The following is a 19617-nucleotide window of genomic DNA, read 5'->3' on the forward strand; positions in this document are numbered from 1 at the left end:
AAGTCTTCACACTTGTCCTACTGGTGGGTAGCGTGCGCTTCGTCACTCTCCTTGACCGAGGGAGCCCTGATGCGACGCGGCATCCGCACCTTGACCTTGACGGCTTTGGCGGGCCTGGTCGCCGGGCTCACCCAGGTCGCTGTCACCGCTCCGGCCGCCGAAGCGGCCGCCGCGCCCAACGACTACTGCGGCGGGCAGTGCAGCGACATCCTGCCGCCCGGCGAAAACGGCAGTGCCACCCTCGCCGAGATCCTGGCGCACAAGGTGCTCGGCACCCGGCCGGCGCACGCGGCCGACCAGCTCGGCAAGTACTCCTCGCTGGCCGGCGGCTACCAGACGCTGACCACCGGGGCGATCAACCAGTACTTCAACGACTCGTCGTTCGGCGTCGCCGCCGACCAGGTCGCCAGCACGATCCAGCCGCGCTCCGACGTGACGATCGTGCGCGACAAGTCCCTCGGCGTCCCGCACATCACCGGCACCACGCGCGCCGGCACCGAGTTCGGCGCCGGCTACGCGGCCGGGCAGGACCGGCTGTGGCTGATGGACGTCCTGCGCCACGCCGCCCGCGGCCAGGTGACGTCGTTCGCCGGCGGCGCCCAGGCCAACCGCGAGCTGGAGCAGAGCTTCTTCGCGAACGCGCCCTACACCGAAGCCGAACTGCAGAAGCAGATCGACAACGTCGCCGCGAGCGGCCCGCGTGGCGCACAGGGCCTCGCCGACGCGCAGGCGTACGTCGACGGGATCAACAAGTACATCACCGACTCCCACAACGGCCGCTACTTCCCGGGCGAGTACGTCCTCACCGGGCACGTCGACGCGATCACCAACGCCGGCACCATCGACCCGTTCAAGCTGACCGACCTGGTCGCGCTCGCCTCGCTGGTCGGGGCCGAGTTCGGCGCCGGCGGCGGTGGCGAGGTGCAGAACGCCGTCGCGAAGCTGGCGCTGCAGGAGCAGTACGGCGCCGTGCAGGGCGAGAAGGTCTGGCAGAGCCTGCGGTCCGAGGACGACCCCGAGGCCGTCAAGACGCTGCACGACGGGCAGACGTTCCCGTACGGCAAGACCCCGGCCAACCCGGTCGGGCAGGCCCTGCCGGACAAGGGGTCGGTGACCCCGCAGCAGCTGGTGTTCGACCAGACCGGTTCGGCGTCGACCGCGACGCCGTCCACTGTGGACGTCCCGGCCCCGGCCGCGCAGGAGCCCGCCCGCGGCATGTTCGACAACGGCGTGCTGCCGGGCGACATGCTGACCGACAAGCACGGCATGTCGAACGCGCTGGTCGTGTCCGGCTCGAAGACCGCCAGCGGCCACCCGGTCGCCGTCTTCGGCCCGCAGACCGGGTACTTCGCCCCGCAGCTGCTCCTGCTGCAGGAGCTGCAGGGCCCGGGCATCAGCGCCCGCGGCGCGGCCTTCGCCGGGCTGAGCATGTACGTGCTGCTGGGCCGCGGCCAGGACTACTCGTGGAGCGCGACGACGTCGGCGCAGGACATCATCGACACCTACGCGCTCACCCTGTGCGACCCGAGCGGCAAGGCACCGACGAAGGACTCGAACTACTACACCTACCAGGGCCAGTGCGTGCCGATGGACACCGTGGAGGTCAAGGACTCCTGGAGCCCGACGGTGGCCGACGGCACCGCGGCCGGCTCGTACACCCTGCGTGCCTACCGCACGAAGTACGGCCCGGTGGCCAGCCGGGCGACGGTCGGCGGCAAGCCCGTGGCGTACGCGCAGCTGCGGTCCTCGCTCTTCCACGAGGCCGACTCGCTGATCGGCTTCCAGGAGCTGAACGACCCGGGCTTCGTCAAGTCCGCGGCGGACTTCCAGAAGGCCGCGGCCGACATCAACTTCACGTTCAACTGGTTCTACGCCGACTCGAAGGACATCGCGTACTTCAACTCCGGCGCGAACCCGGCCCGGCAGTCCAATGTGGATCCGAACATGCCGGTGTGGGGTGACCAGGGGCACGACTGGACCGGCTGGAACCCGAACGGCAACGTCGCGACCTACACCCCGGCGTCGCAGCACCCGCAGTCGGTCAACCAGGACTACTACGTCAGCTGGAACAACGCGCAGGCCAACGGCTACGCGGCGGCGGGCGCGGACAAGTCCGCCGTACACCGCGTCGACCTGCTCGACTCGCGCGTCAAGAAGCTGATCTCCAGCGGCACCAAGGTCACCCGGGTCAACCTGACCCAGGCGATGGAGGACGCCGCGCTGTCCGACCTGCGTGCCGAGCGCGTCCTGCCGCTGCTGCTGCAGGTGCTCGACAAGACGCCGACCACCGGTGCGGCGGCCGACGCCGAGGCGAAGCTCAAGACGTGGCTCACGCACGGTCAGCAGCGCAAGGAGACTTCGGCGGGCAGCAAGGCCTACACCGACGCCGACGCGATCCGGATCTTCGACGCGTGGTGGCCGCTGCTGGTCCAGGCGGAGTTCAAGCCGGGCATGGGCGACAACGCCTACAACGCGATGACGGGCGTGCTGGGCATCAACGAAAGCCCGTCCGGCTTCCAGAACGGCAACGGCCAGCACACCGGCCAGCCGCACAAGGGCTCGTCGTTCCAGTTCGGCTGGTGGGGTTACGTCAGCAAGGACATCCGGCAGGTGCTCGGCCAGCCGGTGGCCGGCCCGCTGGCCAGCACGTTCTGCGGCGGCGGCAACGTCACGACGTGCCGCCAGGCGCTCGTCGACTCGCTGACCACCGCCGCGGGCCAGGCCGCGAACACCGTCTACCCCGGTGACGCGAACTGCTCCGCGGGCGACCAGTGGTGTGCCGACACGATCGTGCACAACCCGCTGGGCGGCATCACGCAGGACAAGATCAGCTGGCAAAACCGCCCGACGTTCCAGCAGGTCGTCGAGTACACCGCGCACCGCGGCGACAACATCGCGAACCTCGCACCGGGCAAGACGGTCAGCGCCACCAGCGCCGAGACCGGCTTCTACCCGTCGCCGGCGGCGAACGCGATCGACGGGAACGCCTCGACCCGCTGGGCCAGCGACTGGAGCGACGACCAGGCGATCACCGTCGACCTCGGTTCGGTGCAGCAGGTCTCTCGGGTCGGGCTCAGCTGGGAATCCGCCTACGGCAAGAGCTACAAGATCCAGACCTCACCGGATGCGGTGAACTGGACGGACGCGGCGGTCGTCACGGACGGGGACGGCGGCCAGGACAACTTGTCCTTCGCGCCGGCCCAGGCCAGGTTCGTGAAGCTGCAAGGCGTCCAACGCGGGACGAAGTACGGGTACTCGCTCTACGAGTTCGAGGTCTTCGCCCACTGAAGGAGCCAGGCCGGCTCGCCCCTGGACGCGGGGGCGGGCCGGCCGTCTTCGTCACAGTGACCGGGGCATGACCTGCGGTTACCGTGATCGCATGGACGACTGGACGCCCCGCACCAAGGCCATCGCCGCCGGCCGGCCGCACGGCCCCGGCGAGCCGCTGAACACCCCGCTCGTCGCCACGAGCACCTACCGGGCCGGTGGCGATGCCGTCTACGCGCGCGGTGACGGGACGCCGACCTGGCACGCGCTCGAGGAGACCATCGGGGCGCTGGAAGGCGGCCACGCGACGGCGTTCGCGTCCGGCGTCGCGACGCTGTCCGCCGTGCTGGACCTGCTGCCGGTCGGGTCGCGGGTGGTCGTGCCGACGTTCAGCTACGCCGTGACGCGCGGGGTGCTCGCGCACGCGCAGAAGCTCGGCAAGCTCGCCGTCACCGAGCTCGAGCCGACCGACACCGCGGCCTGGGTCGCCGAGGCCGCGACGTCCGACCTGGTCTGGCTCGAGTCGCCGACCAACCCGACGCTCGACGTGATGGACATCGAGACCATCGCCGCCGCCGCGCGCGGCCGGGTCGTCGTGGACAACACCTTCGCGACGCCGTTGCAGCAGCGGCCCCTCGAGCTCGGCGCCGACGTCGTGGTGCACAGCGCGACCAAGCTGATCGGCGGGCACAGCGACCTGCTGCTGGGCATCACCGTCGCCAAGGATCCCGAGGTCGCTGCCGAGCTGAAGGGCGCGCGGACCCGCGTCGGCTCGACGCCGGGCGCGCTCGAAGCCTGGCTCGCGCTGCGCGGCCTGCGGACCATGCCGGTCCGGCTGGCCGAGCAGTCCCGCACCGCCGCGCTGCTGGCGTCGCGCCTCGATGAGCACCCCGCGGTGACGCGGGTGCGCTACCCGGGCTTCGGGATGATGGTCGCCTTCGAGCTGGACGGCGCCGAGGCCGCCGACCGCTTCTGCGCGTCGACCCGGCTGATCGTCCCGGCGACGAGCCTCGGTGGCGTCGAAAGCCTGGTCGAACGGCGGGCGTGGCTCCCGGGCGAGGAGCGCGTGCCGGGCGGGTTGATCCGGTTCAGCGTCGGCCTGGAAGACCCTGACGACCTGTGGCGGGACCTGAACAGCGCGTTAGCGGAGTAACGCGGGTCGACAAATCGTCGATAGTCGCGGCATCGCAGGTCAACCGCCGTTGGGAGTCATCGTGGGTAGAACGCTGAACCGGGTCGCGGGTGTCGTTTCGGCGGCGGCGCTGGCCACCTTCGCCGCCGCGCCGGTCGCGCTGGCGCAGGAGACCGACACGACGGCTCCCGACACGACGACCACGACGTCCACTGTGTCCACTTCGGAGACGACGACCACCACGGCCCCGGCCACGACCGAGACCACGACCCCGGTCACCACGTCGACCACGTCGGCGGACCCGACGACCGGCGTCACCACGACCGGCACCAGGCCGGACACCACGACCTCGACGTCCGCGACGAGCGAACCGCCGAAGGACGACCCCTTCCAGGACAACACCGGCGCGGGCTTCGTCGGCGTCGGCGGCGAAGGCGTCCTGGTCATCAACTGCGCGGCGGGTGCGCCCGGCAACCTCGCCACCCAGTACCTGACCGTCACCGGCGGCCCGGACCAGGACGAGTCCGACGGCCGGACCTGGAACTACACCGTCCGCGTCACCGAGCTGCCCGCGGGCACGACCACCGGCAAGTTCAGCTGGACCTGCGCGGGCGTCGAAGGCACCGGCGTCGTCGAGTTCGAGCAGGAGCAGCCGCCGGTCACCAGCACGACCACCGCCACGAGCACCAGCAGCGCGCCGACCAGCACCAGCGCGCCGGCTTCGAGCACCGCGCCGGTGACCACGGCGACTTCGACGACCACCACCGCGGCCGGCAACGCCGCTCCGAAGGCCCAGGTCAAGGTCGCGCCCAAGGGCGGGGTCGAGACGGGCTTCGGCGGAACAGCCAGGTGACGCTTCGCCGGGCGGGCGCGGCCGTCGCGCTCGTCCTGACACTGGCCGCGTGCAGCACCCCGGCGCCTCCCCGAGCGGCGCCGGCGCCCGTTCCCGCCTCGGTGCCGGTGACCGCGCCGTTCAAGGGACTCCGGCCGACCTCGGTGAAGATCCCCAAGATCGGCGCCGAGTCCAGCCTGCTCGCGGTCGCGGTCAAGACCGACGGCTCGATCTCCGTCCCGTCGGTGCACCAGCCGATGCAGGCCGCCTGGTACAAGCTGTCGCCGGTGCCCGGGGACGTCGGCCCGGCGATCGTGCTCGGGCACGTCGACGGCGACAAGAAGCCCGGCATCTTCTACAAGCTCAAGGACCTCGTGCCCGGCGACGAGGTCGACATCGACCGCAGCGACGGCAAGAAGCTGAAGTTCGTCGTCGACCGCGTCACGCAGGTTCCGAAGGACACGTTCCCGAAGGACGCCGTCTACGGCAACAGCGACAAGCCCGAGCTGCGCCTGATCACCTGCGGTGGCGCGTTCGACCACGCCGAGCACAGTTACCAGGACAACATCGTCGTCTACGCGAACCTAGCCAACGCCTGAGCCGGGGTACGGGAACTCCGGCTCCGACGTCGAGTCCGGGCACACCCAGCGCCGCATGCCGGCGTCGCAGACGGCGTAGCCCCAGTTGATCAGGTTGTCCTGCGTCCGCTCGGACATCCTGGTCAGCCGCGTCTTCGTCTCGGCCAGCTCGCGGGTCCGTCCGATGGGCGCCGGCAGCGCGTCCGGCAGCTCGAAGTGCGTGATGTCGCTGTAGGTCGCCCAGTACGTGCCGGCGAACTGCTTGTCCTCGTAGGACTTCAGCAGCGACCCGGTGCGCAGCTCGCGGACCTGGTTGTCCATCACGGTCAGCACGCGGAACAGCTGCATCGGCCAGTTGTGCTTCGGCCGCTCCTCGTGCTTCATCTTCTTGCCGGCGTCGCTGACGAGCACGGTCGCGCGCTGGTTCTCGATCGGGTCGAGGCCGAGGTTGTCGTACACGCCGGCGTCGCTGAGCACGATCTTGCGGTCCGGCCGGTGCGGATCCGGGATCACGACCGGCGAAAGCAGCGGCGGGAAGGCCGACGACGCGGCCACCGCCGTCGCCAGCGGCACCTGCCCGTGCGGGCCGGGCTGGCGGAAGAACCACCAGAGCGAGCCGTCCTGCAGGCTGGTCGCGGTGAACACGAAGTTCGGGCCGGCCGGGTCGAGGTCCGCCAGGCAGCAGTCGCCGAAGAGGTGCTTCGCGTAGCGGCGGGCCAGTTCTTCGCCGGCACTGCGCCACGGCATCACCATGGCCTTCAGCGTCACCGGGACGTCGAGGTTGGTGCGCGCCAGTTTCCGCAGTGGCTGCACGACTTCCTTGCCGAAGTTCTCCGCGATGCCGTCGTCGCCGAAGTACAGCTTGTGCCACGCGTGCGCGAGCACCCCGGCCGCGATCGAACCGCCGGAAACGCTGGAGACGGTGGTCAGCTTGGGCAGCCAGCCGAGTTCGTTGAGCCGCCAGAGCGCGCCGGCGTGGAAGAGCATCGCGCGATAACCGCCGCCGGACAGCGCGAGCCCGACCCCGTCTCGTTTCGCCGTGTCCATCCCGCGCAGTCTAGGACCGCAGCAACGGCGCGAGCAGCGGCCGTTGTGCGGCAGGCACGTGTTCGGCGTAGTTGTCGTACAACGCCTGTTTGGCCAGGTGGGCCGCGCCGGCGCCGTCGGCCGCGCGGATCGCGTCGAGCACCTCGGCGTGGTGGGCGAGCCAGGCACGCATCAGCGACGTCCGGTTGCTGGCGTGCTCCAGCTTGTCCTCGATCAGCTCCAGCACGACTCCGCGCACGACTTCTTCGCTGACCACCAGCAGGGGATTGCGCGAGATCCGCGCGATGACTTCGTGGAACGCGACGTCGGCGCGGCTGAACTCGGCATAGCCGTGCGAGACGCCTTCGCGCATCGCTTCCAGCGCCGTGTCGAGGCCGGCCAGGTCGTCGTCGGTGCGCAACTCGGCGGCGAGCAGGTGGGCCGAGCCGTCGAGGATCATCCGGAACTGCAGCAGCTCGGCGAGCCCGACGTGCTCGGCGCGCGCGAGCCGGTGCATCGAGCGGTGCAACGCGGCGGGGGACGCGGCCAGCACCTCGGGCCCGCGCGGGTCGCCGGGTCGCGACCGGATCATTTCGGCGGCCTGCAGAACGCGCAGGGCTTCCCGGACCGTCGAGCGGCCGACGCCGAACTGGATCATCAACTCGCGCTCGCTCGGCAGGCGTTCCCCCGGCTTGAGCGCGCCGCTGACCACGGCCTGCTCGATCTGCTCGACGACCCGCTCGTACGCGCGGACCGGAGCCACCGGTTCGAACCGCATCCCTTGACCTCGACGTCCGTCGCGTGCAGGCTACTGGTCAGACCAGTGTACTAACTTTTTCGGGGGTCCGGGTGGCGGAGCCCCCGGCCCGGGGCGAAGTCCCGGTTGTTACAGCCCTGGAGGCCAGATGAAAGCCCGACTTCACGTGCTGGCAGCGGCGCTGCTGCTCGTGGTGTCCGGCTGCTCGGCCGGCTCGTCGGCCAGCGTTTCCGCTGGTCCGGACACACTTTCCGTCGGCTTCACGGCGGAACCGGCGAACTTCGACTTCACCAAGACCGACGGTGCCGCGATCCCGCAGGCGTTGCTCTACAACGTCTACGAAGGCCTGGTGAAGCTCGACGCGCAGGGCAAGGTCGTGCCGCTGCTCGCGAAGTCGTGGACGATCAGCCCGGACCGGAAGACCTACGACTTCCAGCTGCAGCCGGGCGTGAAATTCAGCAACGGCGCGCCGTTCACCGCCGAGGACGTCAAGTTCTCGCTGCTGCGCGTGAAGACCGCCTGGACGATCTCGATCAAGTCCACGATGGACGTCGTCGACCACGTCGACGTCGTCGCGCCGGACCACGCGCGGGTCGTGCTGTCGAAGCCGTCCAACGGCTGGCTGTTCAGCCTCACCAGCCGGCTCGGCGCGATGTTCAGCCCGACGGGCGTGGCGGACCTGGCGAACAAGCCGGTCGGGACCGGGCCGTACGTCGTGGCCGCTCGCAAGCGCGGCGACTCCGTGGTGCTGAAGGCGAATCCCGCGTACTGGGGCCGGGAACCGGCGTACAAGACGGTCGTCCTCAAGTACATCAAGGACCCGACCGCGCTCAACAACGCGCTCTACAGCAACGGCATCGACGTCATCTCCGCGATCACCGCGCCGGACTCGATCCCGCAGTTCCAGGCGGACGACCGGTTCCAGGTCGTCCAGGGCACGTCGAACAGCGAGGTCACGCTGGCGATGAACAACGCGCGGGCGCCGCTGAACGATGTCCGCGTGCGCCAGGCGCTGACGTACGCGATCGACCGGAAGGCGTTGCTGGACACGGCGTGGGCGGGCCGCGGGACGTTGATCGGCAGCATGGTCCCGCCGACCGATCCCTGGTACGAGGACCTTTCCGGGGTCTATCCGTTCGATCCGGCGAAGGCGAAGGCGCTGCTGACCGAGGCGGGGGCGACGAACCTGAACCTGCGGCTGCGGATCCCGAACCTGCCGTACGCGGTGTCGGCCGCGCAGGTCGTCCAGTCGCAGCTGGCCGACGTCGGCGTGCGGACGTCGATCGAGCCGCTCGACTTCCCGGCGGTGTGGCTGAAGCAGGTGTTCACCGATCACGACTACGACCTGTCGATCATCCAGCACGTCGAGGCCCGTGACATCACGACGTTCGGGAAGCCGAAGTACTACTGGGGTTACGACAGCAAGCGCGTCCAGCAGCTGCTCGCCGAGGCCGACAGCGGGACGCCGGAGCAGCAGGTCGCGGACATGAAGCAGGTGGCGCGGCAGCTCAACACCGACGCCGCCGCGGACTGGCTGTTCCTCTTCCCCAACGTCATCGTCGCGAAGGCCAAGGTCGGCGGGTTCGTCCAGAACCAGGTCAGCGAGTCCTTCGACCTCACCGGACTGGCACCGCGATGACGGCCAGGGTACTGCGCCGGGTGGCGATCTTCGTGGTCAGCGTACTGGTCGCGTCGATCATCGTGTTCCTGTTCATGGCCGTCCTGCCGGGCGATCCGGCGCAGGTCGCGCTCGGCGTCAACGCGACGCCGGAGCTGCTGGCCAAGACCCGCGCCGAGTTCGGCATCGACCGCCCGCTGGTCACGCAGTACTTCGACTGGATCGGTGGGGTGCTGCACGGCGACTTCGGCCGTTCGTACGTCACCCGTGACTCCATCGGCCCGCAGCTGCTCGACCGTCTCGGCGTCACGCTCTGGCTGGTCGGCGCGGGGATGCTGGTGGCGCTGGTGATCGCGATCCCGGCGGGCACGTTCGCCGCGGTGAAGCACCGGAAAGCGGCCGGCGCGGGCGTTTCCGGGCTGTCGCAGATCGGCGTCGCGATCCCCGCGTTCCTGGCCGGGATCATCCTCGTGCAGATCTTCGCCGTGCAGCTGCGCTGGCTGCCGTCGGGCGGGTGGACGCCGCCGAACCAGGACTTCGGCGAGTTCTTCCGCGGGCTGGTCCTCCCGGCGTTGTCGCTGGGCCTGGTGCAGGGCGCGGTGCTCACGCGGTACGTGCGGTCGGCGGTGCTGGACACGCTGGGCCAGGACTACCTGCGCACCGCGCGGTCGAAGGGGCTCCGGCCCGGGCAGGCGCTGGTGCGCCACGGCTTGCGGAACGCGTCGGTGCCCGTGGTGACCGTGCTCGGCCTCCAGCTGGCGACGCTGCTGATCGGCGCGGTCGTCGTCGAGCGCGTGTTCGTGCTGCCCGGTCTGGGCTCGATGCTGCTGGACGCCGTCTCGTCGCGTGACTTGCTGACCGTGCAGGGGATCGTGCTCGTGCTGGTCGTCGGCGTGCTGCTGGTCAACTTCCTCGTCGACGTCCTCTACACCGTGCTCGACCCGCGATTGCGAGGTTCGTGATGCGCAATCTGGTCATCGGCGGGGTGCTCGTCGGCCTGGTGGTGCTGGCCGCGGTGCTGTCGTTCTTCTGGACACCGTTCGACCCGGTGAAGGTCGACGCGGCGCACCGGCTGCTGGGCTTCGGCGGCTCGAACCTCTTCGGCACGGACAAGTTCGGGCGGGACCTGCTCAGCCAGATCATGGTCGGCGCGCGGACCACGTTGTACGTCGGTGTGGTCGCCGTCGGAATCGCGGCGGTCATCGGTACGCCACTGGGGATCCTCGCGGGAATGTCCCCGCGGTGGCTCGGCGAGTTCGTCATGCGCGTCAACGACCTCGTGCTGGCGTTTCCGGCGCTGCTGCTGGCGATCATGTTCGGTGCGGTGTTCGGGGCGGACACGCTGACCGCGATGGTCGCGATCGGCATCGCGACCATCCCGTCGTTCGCGCGGATCGCCCGGTCCGGGACGCTGCAGGTGATGAGCACCGAGTTCGTGCTCGCCGCGCGCGCCGGCGGCCGGTCCCGGCTGACGATCGCCGCGCGGCACGTGCTGCCGAACATCTCGGGACTGCTGATCGTGCAGGCGTCGGTGTCGTTCGCGATCGCCGTGCTCGCCGAAGCGGCGTTGTCGTTTCTCGGCTTCGGCACCCGGCCGCCGACGCCGTCGTGGGGCCGGATGCTGCAGGAGTCCCAAGAACTTCTCACGATCCAGCCGCGGCTGGCCCTGGTGCCGGGCATCGCGATCGCGGTGGCCGTGCTCGGCTTCAACCTCCTCGGCGACGGCCTGCGCGACCGCCTGGACCCCCGATTGGCGGCGAAGGTATGACGCTCTCGGTGTCGGGTCTCACCGTTTCTTCGCTCGTTCGCGACGTCTCCTTCGAGATCGGCGCCGGTGAGCGTGTCGGCCTGATCGGGGAGTCCGGGTCGGGGAAGTCGTTGACGGCGTTGTCGATCATGGGCTTGCTGCCCGAGGAGCTGCTCCCGTCGGGCTCGATCCGGCTCGGCGACCGCGAGCTGCTCGGAATGTCCGAAAAGGACCTGTCCCGGCTGCGCGGCGACGAGCTGGCCATGGTGTTCCAGGAGCCGATGACGGCGTTGAACCCGGCCATGCGCGTCGGCCGCCAGGTCACCGAGCCCGGCCGGATCCACGGCCGTCGCCACCGCGCCGAAGACCTGCTCGCCTCGGTGGGCCTGGCCGGCACGGCCCGCGCGTACCCGCACCAGCTGTCCGGCGGCCAGCGGCAGCGGGTCGTCCTCGCGATGGCGCTGGCCAACGAGCCGTCGCTGCTGATCTGCGACGAGCCGACGACCGCTCTCGACGTCACCGTGCAGGCTCAGATCCTGTCGCTCATCAAGACGTCGTTGCCCGCCGAGAGCGCGTTGCTGTTCATCACGCACGACCTCGCGGTGGTCGCGTCGGTGTGCGAGCGCGTGCTCGTGATGCTGGACGGCGAGATCGTCGAAGCGGGCTCGACGCGCGAAGTACTGACATCGCCGAAGCACGAGTACACGCGCAAGCTCCTGGACGCCTCGGACCTGGAGGCCCGGCGATGACGATCATCGAAGTCCGCGACCTCGAACGCCGGTACGCCCGGCGGGACGTCCACGCGCTGCGGGGAATCAGTTTCGACGTCGAAGCCGGGCAGCGGTTCGGCATCGTCGGCGAGTCCGGCTCGGGCAAGTCGACGCTGGTCCGGCTGCTGGCCGCGCTCGACAAGCCGACCGCCGGCACGGTGTCCTTCCAAGGTCGCCGGATCGACAACCTGGCGGAACGCCGCCTGGGCTTCCTGCGGTCGGAGCTGCAGATCGTCTTCCAGGACCCGATGGGTTCGCTCGACCCGCGGATGCGCGTGCGGGACATCATCTCCGAGCCACTGGGACACCGGGAGCCGGATCGGGTGGCCGAGCTGCTCGCGGCGGTCGGCCTGCCCGCCGACGCCGCCCAGCGCTACCCGCACCAGTTCTCCGGCGGGCAGCGGCAGCGGATTTCGATCGCCCGCGCGCTGGCGCCGAACCCGAGCGTGCTGATCGCCGACGAGCCGGTCAGCGCGCTCGACGTCTCCGTGCGCGGCCAGATCCTCGACCTGCTCGCGTCGCTGGTGGAGCAGTTCGCGCTGACACTGATCTTCGTGTCGCACGACCTCGGCGTCGTCCGGCACGTGTGCGACCGGGTCGCGGTGATGCGCCGCGGCGAGATCGTCGAGCTGGGTGACGTGGCGCAGGTCTACGACGCGCCGCAGCACGAGTACACCCGGGAACTGCTGGCCGCCGCGCCGAACCTGCGCGCGGAACTGGCCCGGCTGAGCGGAGGTGAAGATGACTGAGTACCCGGACGGCCTGCCGGTCGGCGCGGGCTGGATGTCCACTGTGGACGTCGAAGAAATCGTTTTCCCCTACGACGGGAGCGTCGTCGGCACCGCGCCCGTCGGGACGCCGGAGCTGGCTCGACGCGCTGTCGACGAGGCTGTCGCCGTCGCGCGCGAAGTGGCTTCGCTGCCTTCGCGGACTCGTCGCACGCTGCTCAACGACGTCGCTGCGGCTTTGGCTGAGCGCCGTGAGGAGTTCGAGAACCTGCTCGTCCTCGAGACCGGCAAGCCGCTGGTCGACTGCCGCGTCGAGGTCGCGCGCACGATCGTCACGTGGGAAGCCGCCGCCGAAGAGGTCTCCCGGCTGCACGGCGAGACCGTGCCGCTGGACCTGCTGCCTTCCGGCGACGGCCTGGTCGGGTTCTGGAAGCGCAAGCCGATCGGGGTGGTCGTCGGCATCGCGGGCTTCAACTACCCGCTGCTGCTGGCATCGCACAAGATCGCGCCCGCCATCGCCGCGGGCTGCCCGGTGATCGTCAAGCCGGCGCCGCAGACCCCGCTGGCCACGCTCTGGCTGGTGCACCTGGTCCGGCAGCTCGCGCCGCTTCCGGCGATGGTCCAGCTGGTCACCGGCGACGCGTCCGTCGGCGCGGCGCTGACGACCGACCGCCGGATCGGCGCGGTGTCCTTCACCGGCTCGGCCGCGGTCGGCCACCGCATCGCGCGGGACGCCGCCCCGACGAAAACGCTGCTGGAGCTGGGTTCGAACGCGGCTTTGGTCGTCGCGGACGATGCCGACCTGGACGCCGCGGCCGACGCCGTGCTGCGCGGCGGCTTCTACGCGTCCGGCCAGGCGTGCATATCGGTGCAGCGGGTGCTGGTCGTCGCATCGGTCGCTTCGGCGTTCACCGAACGGCTGCTGGCCCGCCTCGACGAGGTCGTCGTCGGCGATCCCCGCGACGAGAAGACGCGGGTGTCCGCGCTGATCGACCCCGCGTCCACCGACCGCGTCGCGGCGTGGATCGAGAAGTCCGGCGCTCGCCAGGTCGGCGGTGGCGTCGACGGCACCGTGCTGCGGCCGACCGTCCTGCTCGACGTCCCGGACGGTGTCGAGGCCTGGGACGAGGAGATCTTCGGCCCGGTCGTCTGCGTGCGCACGGTGTCCGATGTGGACGAAGCGTTCGCCGCGGTGAACGCCTCCCGCTACGGCCTCCACGCCAGCGTCTACAGCAAGTCCCTGAACACGGCGTTCCGCGCTTTGGACGAGCTGGAGGTCGGCGGCGTCATCGTCAACGAGGTGCCCGGCTTCCGCTCGGACACCATGCCGTACGGCGGCGTGAAGGACTCCGGCATCGGCCGGGAGGGGCCGCGGTTCGCCGTCGAGGAGCTGACCGTGACGAGGATGGCGGTGCTGCGCCCGTGAGCTACGAAAACCTGTTCCGCCTGGACGGCCGGCGGGCCGTCGTGCTGGGCGCCGGCGGCATCGGCCGCGAAGCCGCGCGAGCCCTGGCCGCGCACGGCGCCGACGTCGTGTGCGCGGACCGGGACGTCGAGGCCGCGCGCGAGGCCGGCGTCGGCGAGGCGTACGAGATCGACCTCCTGGCGCCCGGCGCGATCGACCGCGCGGCGACGGACCTCGGCCCGCAGGACATCGTCGTGCTGACCGCCGCGACCAACGTCCGCAAACGTTTGCTGGACTACACGCGGGAAGAGTTCGACCGCGTCATCGCGCTGAACCTCGGCGTCAGCTTCGAGGTCGTCCGCGTCTTCGGCGCCGACATGGTCGCGCGGGGGCGAGGGAGCATCATCGGCTTCTCGTCGATCCGCGGAACGACCGTCGAGCCCGGTCAGGGCCCGTACGCGGCGACGAAAGCCGGGCTCGTCCAGCTGTTCCGGACGGCCGCGGCGGAGTTCGGCCCGGCCGGGGTGCGGGTCAACGCGATCGCCCCCGGCGTCGTCGAAACCCCGCTGACCGCGCAGATCAAGGCGAACCCCGAGTGGTACGACGCGTACGCGACGAAGGGCGCGCTGGGGCGCTGGGCGCGTCCGGACGAGCTGGCCGGCGCCGTCGTGTACCTCGCTTCGGACGCTTCGTCGTTCGTGACCGGCTCCGTGCTCGCGGTCGACGGCGGGTGGACCGCCGTCGACGGCCGCTTCGAACCGCCCGCCTCCTGAGGAGCGTTCATGCCCGAGTTGCCCGACCTGACCGCCGTCGAGCTCGTCGCGCAGTACCGCGCGAAGACGCTCTCGCCGGTAGAGGTGACCGAAGCCGTCATCGCGCGCATCGAGGCGCGAGAGCCTGAGTTGCACGCGTTGTACGCGTACGACCCTTCGGGCGCTCTCGAAGACGCGAAGGCGTCCGAAGCGCGCTGGGCGTCCGACGAGCCGCTGGGCCCGATCGACGGCGTCCCGCTGACGCTCAAGGAGAACATCGCGACCCGCGGCACGCCGGTACCGCTGGGCACGGCGGCCACCTCGCTGGTCCCGGCCGCCGAGGACGCGCCGGCGGCCGCGCGCGTCCGCGAGTCCGGCGGTGTCCTGCTGGCCAAGACGACCATGCCGGACTACGGGATGCTGACGTCCGGCTTGTCGAGCTTCCACGAGACGGCGCGGAACCCGTGGCGGACGTCGGCGTCGCCGGGCGGGTCGAGCGCGGGTGCGGGCGCGGCGGGCGCCGCGGGCTACGGACCGCTGCACGTCGGTACCGACATCGGCGGCTCGATCCGGCTGCCCGCGGGCTGGTGCGGGCTCGTCGGGCTGAAGCCGAGCTTCGGCCGCGTGCCGGTCGACCCGCCGTTCCTCGGGCGTGTCGCCGGCCCGATGACCCGCACGGTCGCCGACACGGCGTTGCTGATGAGCGTGCTGTCCGCCCCTGACGCGCGGGACCACCTCAGCCTGCCGCCGCACGACTTCGACTGGTCCTCGCTGGACTCCTCGGTGGCGGGCCTGCGCGTCGGCCTGCACCTCGACCCCGGCGTCGGCCTCCCCGTCGACCCGTCGACCCGCGACGCCGTCACCGCCGCGGCCCGGGCGTTCGAAGCCGCGGGCGCGGTCGTCGAGCCGGTCGGGCCGTTCCTCACGCGCGAGATGCTCAGCGGCCTCGACGTCTTCTGGCGCACGCGCGCTTGGTCGGACATGGCGGCGCTGTCGCCGGAGCGGCGCGCGAAGGTCCTGCCGTACATCGCCGACTGGGCCGCGGGCGGCGCGGAAGTGTCCGGGGTGGACGTCTACCGCGGCTTCGCCCAGATCGACGCGATCAGCGTGGCCGCCCTGCGCGCGACGTCGGCGTACGACATCGTCCTGTCGCCGACGTGCCCGGTCGCGGCCCCGCCCGCGGAGTGGGCGTCCCCGACGAACGACCCGGCGAGGCCGTTCGAGCACATCGCGTTCACGGTGCCGTACAACATGTCCGGCCAGCCCTCGGTGTCGGTGAACTGCGGCTACACCGACGACGGCCGTCCGATCGGCCTCCAGCTCACCGGCCGCCGCTTCGACGACGTCGGCGTCCTGCGCGCGGCCGCCGCGTACGAAGGCCTTCGTGAGCCGCAGCGGCCCTGGCCGATCGGATAGGGAAGAAGTTCCGGTCCTGCGGCGAAGTGGTGGTGAAGCTGTCGCCGAAGGGAAGGAACCGCATGACAGAGGCAACCCCGGTGACCGGCGTCGAGCCGTTCACCGAGGTGCACGACCGGTACTTCCCGGCCGTCTACCGGTACGTGGCGGGGCGGCTCGGCGCCCAGACCGCGGAGGACGTCGCCGCCGAGACGTTCCTCGTCGCCTACGACCGGCGGAAGACGTTCGACGCCGGCCGCGGCGAGGTGCGGGCGTGGCTGTTCGGCATCGCGACGAACCTCGTGTCGCGCCACCGCCGCAAGGAAGCCCGCCACTACCGCGCGCTCGCGCGGATCGAGGTGCCCCGGCCCGTCGAGGGGCACGAAAACCGCGTCGTCATGAGCGGGCAGCTGGGAAAAGCGTTGTCCCGGCTGACGTCGGGCGAACGTGACGTCCTGCTGCTCGTGGCCCTCGCCGACCTCGGTTACGCGGAAGTCGCCGAGGCCCTCGGCATCTCCCCGGGCACGGTCGGCTCCCGGCTGACGCGCGCCCGCAAGAAGCTCGCCCCCGTCCTCGCCCCGGAGGCCACCGATGAATGACCTCGAAACCCTGCGCACGACCCTCCTGCCGGACGAACCCACTCAGGACGTCGTCGACCGCAGCCGGCACCGGCTGCAGAACCACCTGCTCGGCGGCCGCCGCAAGCGCGTGCGTCCGCTGGTGATCGGCACCGGGCTCGTCGCCGCGGCGGCGGCGGTCGCGGTCGTCGTGGCGACCCTGCCCGGCAGCCCGCCTCCCCAGGCGCCGCCTCCCCAGGCGGTGGCACCGGTCTACCTGGGGCCGCAGGTCCTGCTGGCGGCGGCCACGGTCGCCGAGCGAACCCAGGTCGGCACCGGCAAGTACTGGCACACGACCACGAAGGTGGGCAAGCAGACGTGGGAGTACTGGACCACCACCGACGGGCAGGAGTGGTACCGCGATGAGAACCACAACGGCAAACTCAGGCTCCTGCCCCAAGCCCGGCCCATCCGGATCAACGGCGACGACGACGTCACCCTCAGCACGATCTTGACGCTGCCCCCGGACCCGGCGGCCCTGCGGAACTGGCTCGTGGACGGGCTCACGCGGAACCACTACCCGGCGGGCCAGCTGGACATGGCGGTGCTCCAGTCCCTGATCGACCTGGTCTCCGTCGTGCCGTCGCCCCCGGCGGTCCGGGCGGCGGCCTTCCGCGCGATCGCCGCGTACCCGGGCGTGCGCCCGCTGGACGACCGGAGCGTGCGGCTGCCGGGTGGCGGCCGCCTCGTCGTCGACCCGAAGACCGGCCAGGTGGACGGGTCGTCGGTGTTCATCGGCCCGGACGGCAAACCGGTCACGAACGGGAACGGCGACACCTTCGCGGTCAGTGGCGAATGGACGGACGACCTGCCGAAGTGAGCGTGGCCGGGGCCGTCAGCTCTTGACGGCCTCGGCCAGCGCCAGCACCCGCCGCGCGTTGTCGACGTGCAGGTTTTCGATCATCCGGCCGTCCACAGTGACCACGCCACGGCCTTCCTTCTGCGCCGCTTCGAAGGCCTCGATGATCCGCCGCGACCGGTCGATCTCCTCTTCGGACGGCGCGAAGACCCGGTTGCACGGCTCGACCTGGCCGGGGTGGATGAGCGTCTTGCCGTCGAAGCCGTACTGGCGGCCCTGCTGGCACTCCGCCTCGAACCCTTCGAGGTCCTTCACGTCGTTGTAGACGCCGTCGAGGATCACCTTGCCGGTCGCGCGTGCGGCGAGCAGGCACAGCGAAAGCCCGCCCAGCAGCGGCCCGCGGCCCGGGACGAACTCCGCGTGCAGCTCCTTGGCCAGGTCGTTCGTGCCCATCACCAGCACGGTCAGCCGCTCCGACGCCGCCGCGATCTCCTCCGCGTGCAGCATCGCGACCGGCGTCTCGACCATCGCCCAGATCTTCGTGTGTGCCGGCGCTCCGCCCAGCTCCAGCGCCCGCTCGATGTTGTGCACCTCGGCCGCCGAGTTCACCTTCGGCACGACCACCGCGGCGGGTCCGGCCGACGCGGCCGCGCGCAGGTCGGCGTCGTGCCACTCGGTGTCGAGCCCGTTGACGCGGATCGTCACCTCGCGCGAACCGTAGTTGCCCACCGCGGCGCACACGCGTTCGCGCGCGGCTTCCTTCGCGTCCGGCGCGACGGCGTCCTCGAGGTCGAGGATCAGCGCGTCGGCCGGGATCGTCTTGGCCTTCTCCAGCGCGCGTTCGTTCGCGCCGGGCATGTAGAGAACAGAGCGTCTCGGCTTCAGCTCGGTCATCCGAGGGCCTCCTTGGTGGCGGCGTCGTAGGCCGCCGCGAGTTCGGGGTCGTCCGCCGCGAGGGCGTCGGCCAGTTCGGCGACCACGCGGCACTGCTTCACCGACGCGTCGTCCTGCATCTTCCCGTCGATCATCACCGCGCCGGTGCCGTCGCCCATCTCGGCGATCACCTTGCGCGCCCAGGCCACATCGGACGGTGCGGGCGAGAACACCTTCTTCGCGATGTCGATCTGCACCGGGTGCAGGCTCCACGCGCCGACGCAGCCGAGCAGGAACGCGTTGCGGAACTGGTCCTCGCACGCGACGACGTCGCGGATGTCCCCGAACGGCCCGTAGTACGGCAGGATCCCGTGCATCGCGCAGGCGTCCACCATCCGCGCGACCGTGTAGTGCCAGAGGTCCTGCTGGTAGGTCGTCCGGCCTTCGGTCAGGTCTTCGCCGGTCGGGTCGGTGCGCACCAGGTAGCCGGGGTGGCCGCCGCCGACGCGCGTCGTCTTCATCCGCCGGCTCGCGGCCAGGTCGGCCGGGCCGAGCGAGATGCCCTGCATGCGCGGGCTGGCGCCGGCGATCTCCTCGACGTTGGCCACCCCGCTCGCCGTCTCGAGGATCGCGTGCACCAGCAACGGCTTCGTCAGGCCGGCGCGCGCTTCGAGCTGGGCCAGCAGGCGGTCGACGTAGTGGATGTCCTGCGCGCCCTCGACCTTCGGCACCATGATCACGTCGAGCTTGTCGCCGATCTCGGTGACGAGCGTCACCAGGTCGTCGAGCACCCACGGCGAATCCAGGCTGTTGACGCGGGTCCACAGCTGCGTCTTGCCGAAGTCGTTCGCCTTGGCGATGGCGACGAGCCCGGCGCGCGCGGCCTCCTTGCGGTCGGCGCGCACGGCGTCCTCGAGGTTCCCGAGCAGGACGTCGACCTTCTTCGCGATGTCCGGCACCTTCGCCGCCATCTTCTCGTTGCCCGGGTCGAAGAAGTGGATCATCCGGGACGGCGTCACCGGGATCTCCCGCACGGGGGCGGGTGCGCCCAGGGCGAGCGGGGCGAAGAAGTCCTTCGGGGAGCGCATCGGTCCTCCACAGCGACGACTAAGTAACTGGCGGGTAACTTTAGTCGCGGGCGCGCGACAGCGCTGCGGCGCAAGTCACCGCCGTGTGGGTGACACCTGACAACCGCAGCTCAGGCGCCTGCGTCCACTGTGGATTTTCCCGGGTTTGCGCCGAACGGGCTAGTCGGGCGGGGTGGGCGAATCCTGCCGCCGGTAGTCGGGCGCGGGCGGACGGTAGTGCCACTCACCTCGCG

Annotated in this window: 18 protein-coding genes; 14 read left to right on the forward strand and 4 right to left on the reverse strand. The window is 70.8% G+C overall.

Features of this window, described 5'->3' with window-relative positions:
- Window positions 1-69: 69 nt before the first annotated feature.
- The 4 genes from AA23TX_RS41095 to AA23TX_RS41110 all read left to right on the forward strand — a co-directional run bounded on the left by AA23TX_RS41095 (window position 70) and on the right by AA23TX_RS41110 (window position 5830).
- On the forward strand, window positions 70-3288 hold the full coding sequence (locus AA23TX_RS41095; RefSeq protein ID WP_155548344.1) for a penicillin acylase family protein: 3219 nt from the start codon (window positions 70-72) through the stop codon (window positions 3286-3288).
- A gap of 91 nt (window positions 3289-3379) precedes the next feature.
- Window positions 3380-4420 carry a trans-sulfuration enzyme family protein gene (locus AA23TX_RS41100; RefSeq protein ID WP_155548345.1) on the forward strand — a complete coding sequence of 347 codons (1041 nt, stop codon included), beginning with the start codon at window positions 3380-3382 and terminating at the stop codon, window positions 4418-4420.
- Window positions 4421-4481: 61 nt separating this feature from the next.
- On the forward strand, window positions 4482-5252 hold the full coding sequence (locus tag AA23TX_RS41105) for a hypothetical protein (RefSeq protein ID WP_230863038.1): 771 nt from the start codon (window positions 4482-4484) through the stop codon (window positions 5250-5252).
- Window positions 5249-5830: a class F sortase gene (locus AA23TX_RS41110; RefSeq protein ID WP_155548346.1), complete on the forward strand. Its 582-nt coding sequence runs from the start codon at window positions 5249-5251 to the stop codon at window positions 5828-5830. Before AA23TX_RS41105 ends, AA23TX_RS41110 begins: the two co-directional genes overlap by 4 nt.
- Here AA23TX_RS41110 and AA23TX_RS41115 read toward each other — a convergent pair.
- Both AA23TX_RS41115 and AA23TX_RS41120 read right to left on the reverse strand, forming a co-directional pair.
- Entirely contained in the window at window positions 5816-6856 is a 1041-nt protein-coding gene (locus tag AA23TX_RS41115) for a patatin-like phospholipase family protein (RefSeq protein WP_155548347.1), read from the reverse strand. The genes AA23TX_RS41110 and AA23TX_RS41115 overlap by 15 nt on opposite strands.
- A 10-nt stretch (window positions 6857-6866) precedes the next feature.
- A complete protein-coding gene (locus AA23TX_RS41120; RefSeq protein ID WP_155548348.1) occupies window positions 6867-7613 on the reverse strand; it encodes a FadR/GntR family transcriptional regulator in 747 nt (248 codons plus the stop codon).
- Window positions 7614-7740: 127 nt separating this feature from the next.
- Here AA23TX_RS41120 and AA23TX_RS41130 point away from each other — a divergent pair, with 127 nt between their 5' ends.
- The 10 genes from AA23TX_RS41130 to AA23TX_RS41175 all read left to right on the forward strand — a co-directional run bounded on the left by AA23TX_RS41130 (window position 7741) and on the right by AA23TX_RS41175 (window position 17444).
- Window positions 7741-9231: an ABC transporter substrate-binding protein gene (locus AA23TX_RS41130; RefSeq protein ID WP_196425817.1), complete on the forward strand. Its 1491-nt coding sequence runs from the start codon at window positions 7741-7743 to the stop codon at window positions 9229-9231.
- The gene (locus tag AA23TX_RS41135) at window positions 9228-10172 is read left to right on the forward strand and encodes an ABC transporter permease (protein WP_155548350.1); all 945 of its coding nucleotides are present in this window, start codon (window positions 9228-9230) and stop codon (window positions 10170-10172) included. The genes AA23TX_RS41130 and AA23TX_RS41135 overlap by 4 nt, the downstream gene beginning before the upstream one ends.
- On the forward strand, window positions 10172-10978 hold the full coding sequence (locus AA23TX_RS41140) for an ABC transporter permease (protein ID WP_196425818.1): 807 nt from the start codon (window positions 10172-10174) through the stop codon (window positions 10976-10978). Before AA23TX_RS41135 ends, AA23TX_RS41140 begins: the two co-directional genes overlap by 1 nt.
- A complete protein-coding gene (locus tag AA23TX_RS41145; RefSeq protein WP_155548352.1) occupies window positions 10975-11706 on the forward strand; it encodes an ATP-binding cassette domain-containing protein in 732 nt (243 codons plus the stop codon). The genes AA23TX_RS41140 and AA23TX_RS41145 overlap by 4 nt, the downstream gene beginning before the upstream one ends.
- Window positions 11703-12476, forward strand: coding sequence for an ABC transporter ATP-binding protein (locus tag AA23TX_RS41150; protein ID WP_155548353.1), 774 nt, complete (start codon window positions 11703-11705; stop codon window positions 12474-12476). Before AA23TX_RS41145 ends, AA23TX_RS41150 begins: the two co-directional genes overlap by 4 nt.
- Window positions 12469-13881, forward strand: a complete 1413-nt coding sequence (locus AA23TX_RS41155) for an aldehyde dehydrogenase family protein (RefSeq protein ID WP_196425819.1) — start codon at window positions 12469-12471, stop codon at window positions 13879-13881. Before AA23TX_RS41150 ends, AA23TX_RS41155 begins: the two co-directional genes overlap by 8 nt.
- Window positions 13878-14633 carry an SDR family NAD(P)-dependent oxidoreductase gene (locus AA23TX_RS41160; RefSeq protein WP_155548354.1) on the forward strand — a complete coding sequence of 252 codons (756 nt, stop codon included), beginning with the start codon at window positions 13878-13880 and terminating at the stop codon, window positions 14631-14633. Before AA23TX_RS41155 ends, AA23TX_RS41160 begins: the two co-directional genes overlap by 4 nt.
- Window positions 14634-14642: 9 nt before the next feature.
- Window positions 14643-16028, forward strand: coding sequence for an amidase (locus tag AA23TX_RS41165; RefSeq protein WP_155548355.1), 1386 nt, complete (start codon window positions 14643-14645; stop codon window positions 16026-16028).
- Between the two features lie 62 nt (window positions 16029-16090).
- A complete protein-coding gene (locus AA23TX_RS41170) occupies window positions 16091-16606 on the forward strand; it encodes an RNA polymerase sigma factor (RefSeq protein ID WP_155548356.1) in 516 nt (171 codons plus the stop codon).
- Window positions 16599-17444 carry a CU044_5270 family protein gene (locus AA23TX_RS41175; protein ID WP_155548357.1) on the forward strand — a complete coding sequence of 282 codons (846 nt, stop codon included), beginning with the start codon at window positions 16599-16601 and terminating at the stop codon, window positions 17442-17444. The genes AA23TX_RS41170 and AA23TX_RS41175 overlap by 8 nt, the downstream gene beginning before the upstream one ends.
- A 15-nt stretch (window positions 17445-17459) precedes the next feature.
- On the opposite strand, the gene AA23TX_RS41180 is transcribed toward AA23TX_RS41175, so the two are convergent.
- Window positions 17460-18317, reverse strand: coding sequence for an HpcH/HpaI aldolase/citrate lyase family protein (locus AA23TX_RS41180; RefSeq protein ID WP_155548358.1), 858 nt, complete (start codon window positions 18315-18317; stop codon window positions 17460-17462).
- Window positions 18314-19384, reverse strand: coding sequence for an HpcH/HpaI aldolase/citrate lyase family protein (locus tag AA23TX_RS41185; protein ID WP_155548359.1), 1071 nt, complete (start codon window positions 19382-19384; stop codon window positions 18314-18316). Before AA23TX_RS41185 ends, AA23TX_RS41180 begins: the two co-directional genes overlap by 4 nt.
- Window positions 19385-19617 lie beyond the last annotated feature (233 nt).

The sequence above is a fragment of the Amycolatopsis camponoti genome, from assembly GCF_902497555.1.
GTDB classification, from domain to species: domain Bacteria; phylum Actinomycetota; class Actinomycetes; order Mycobacteriales; family Pseudonocardiaceae; genus Amycolatopsis; species Amycolatopsis camponoti.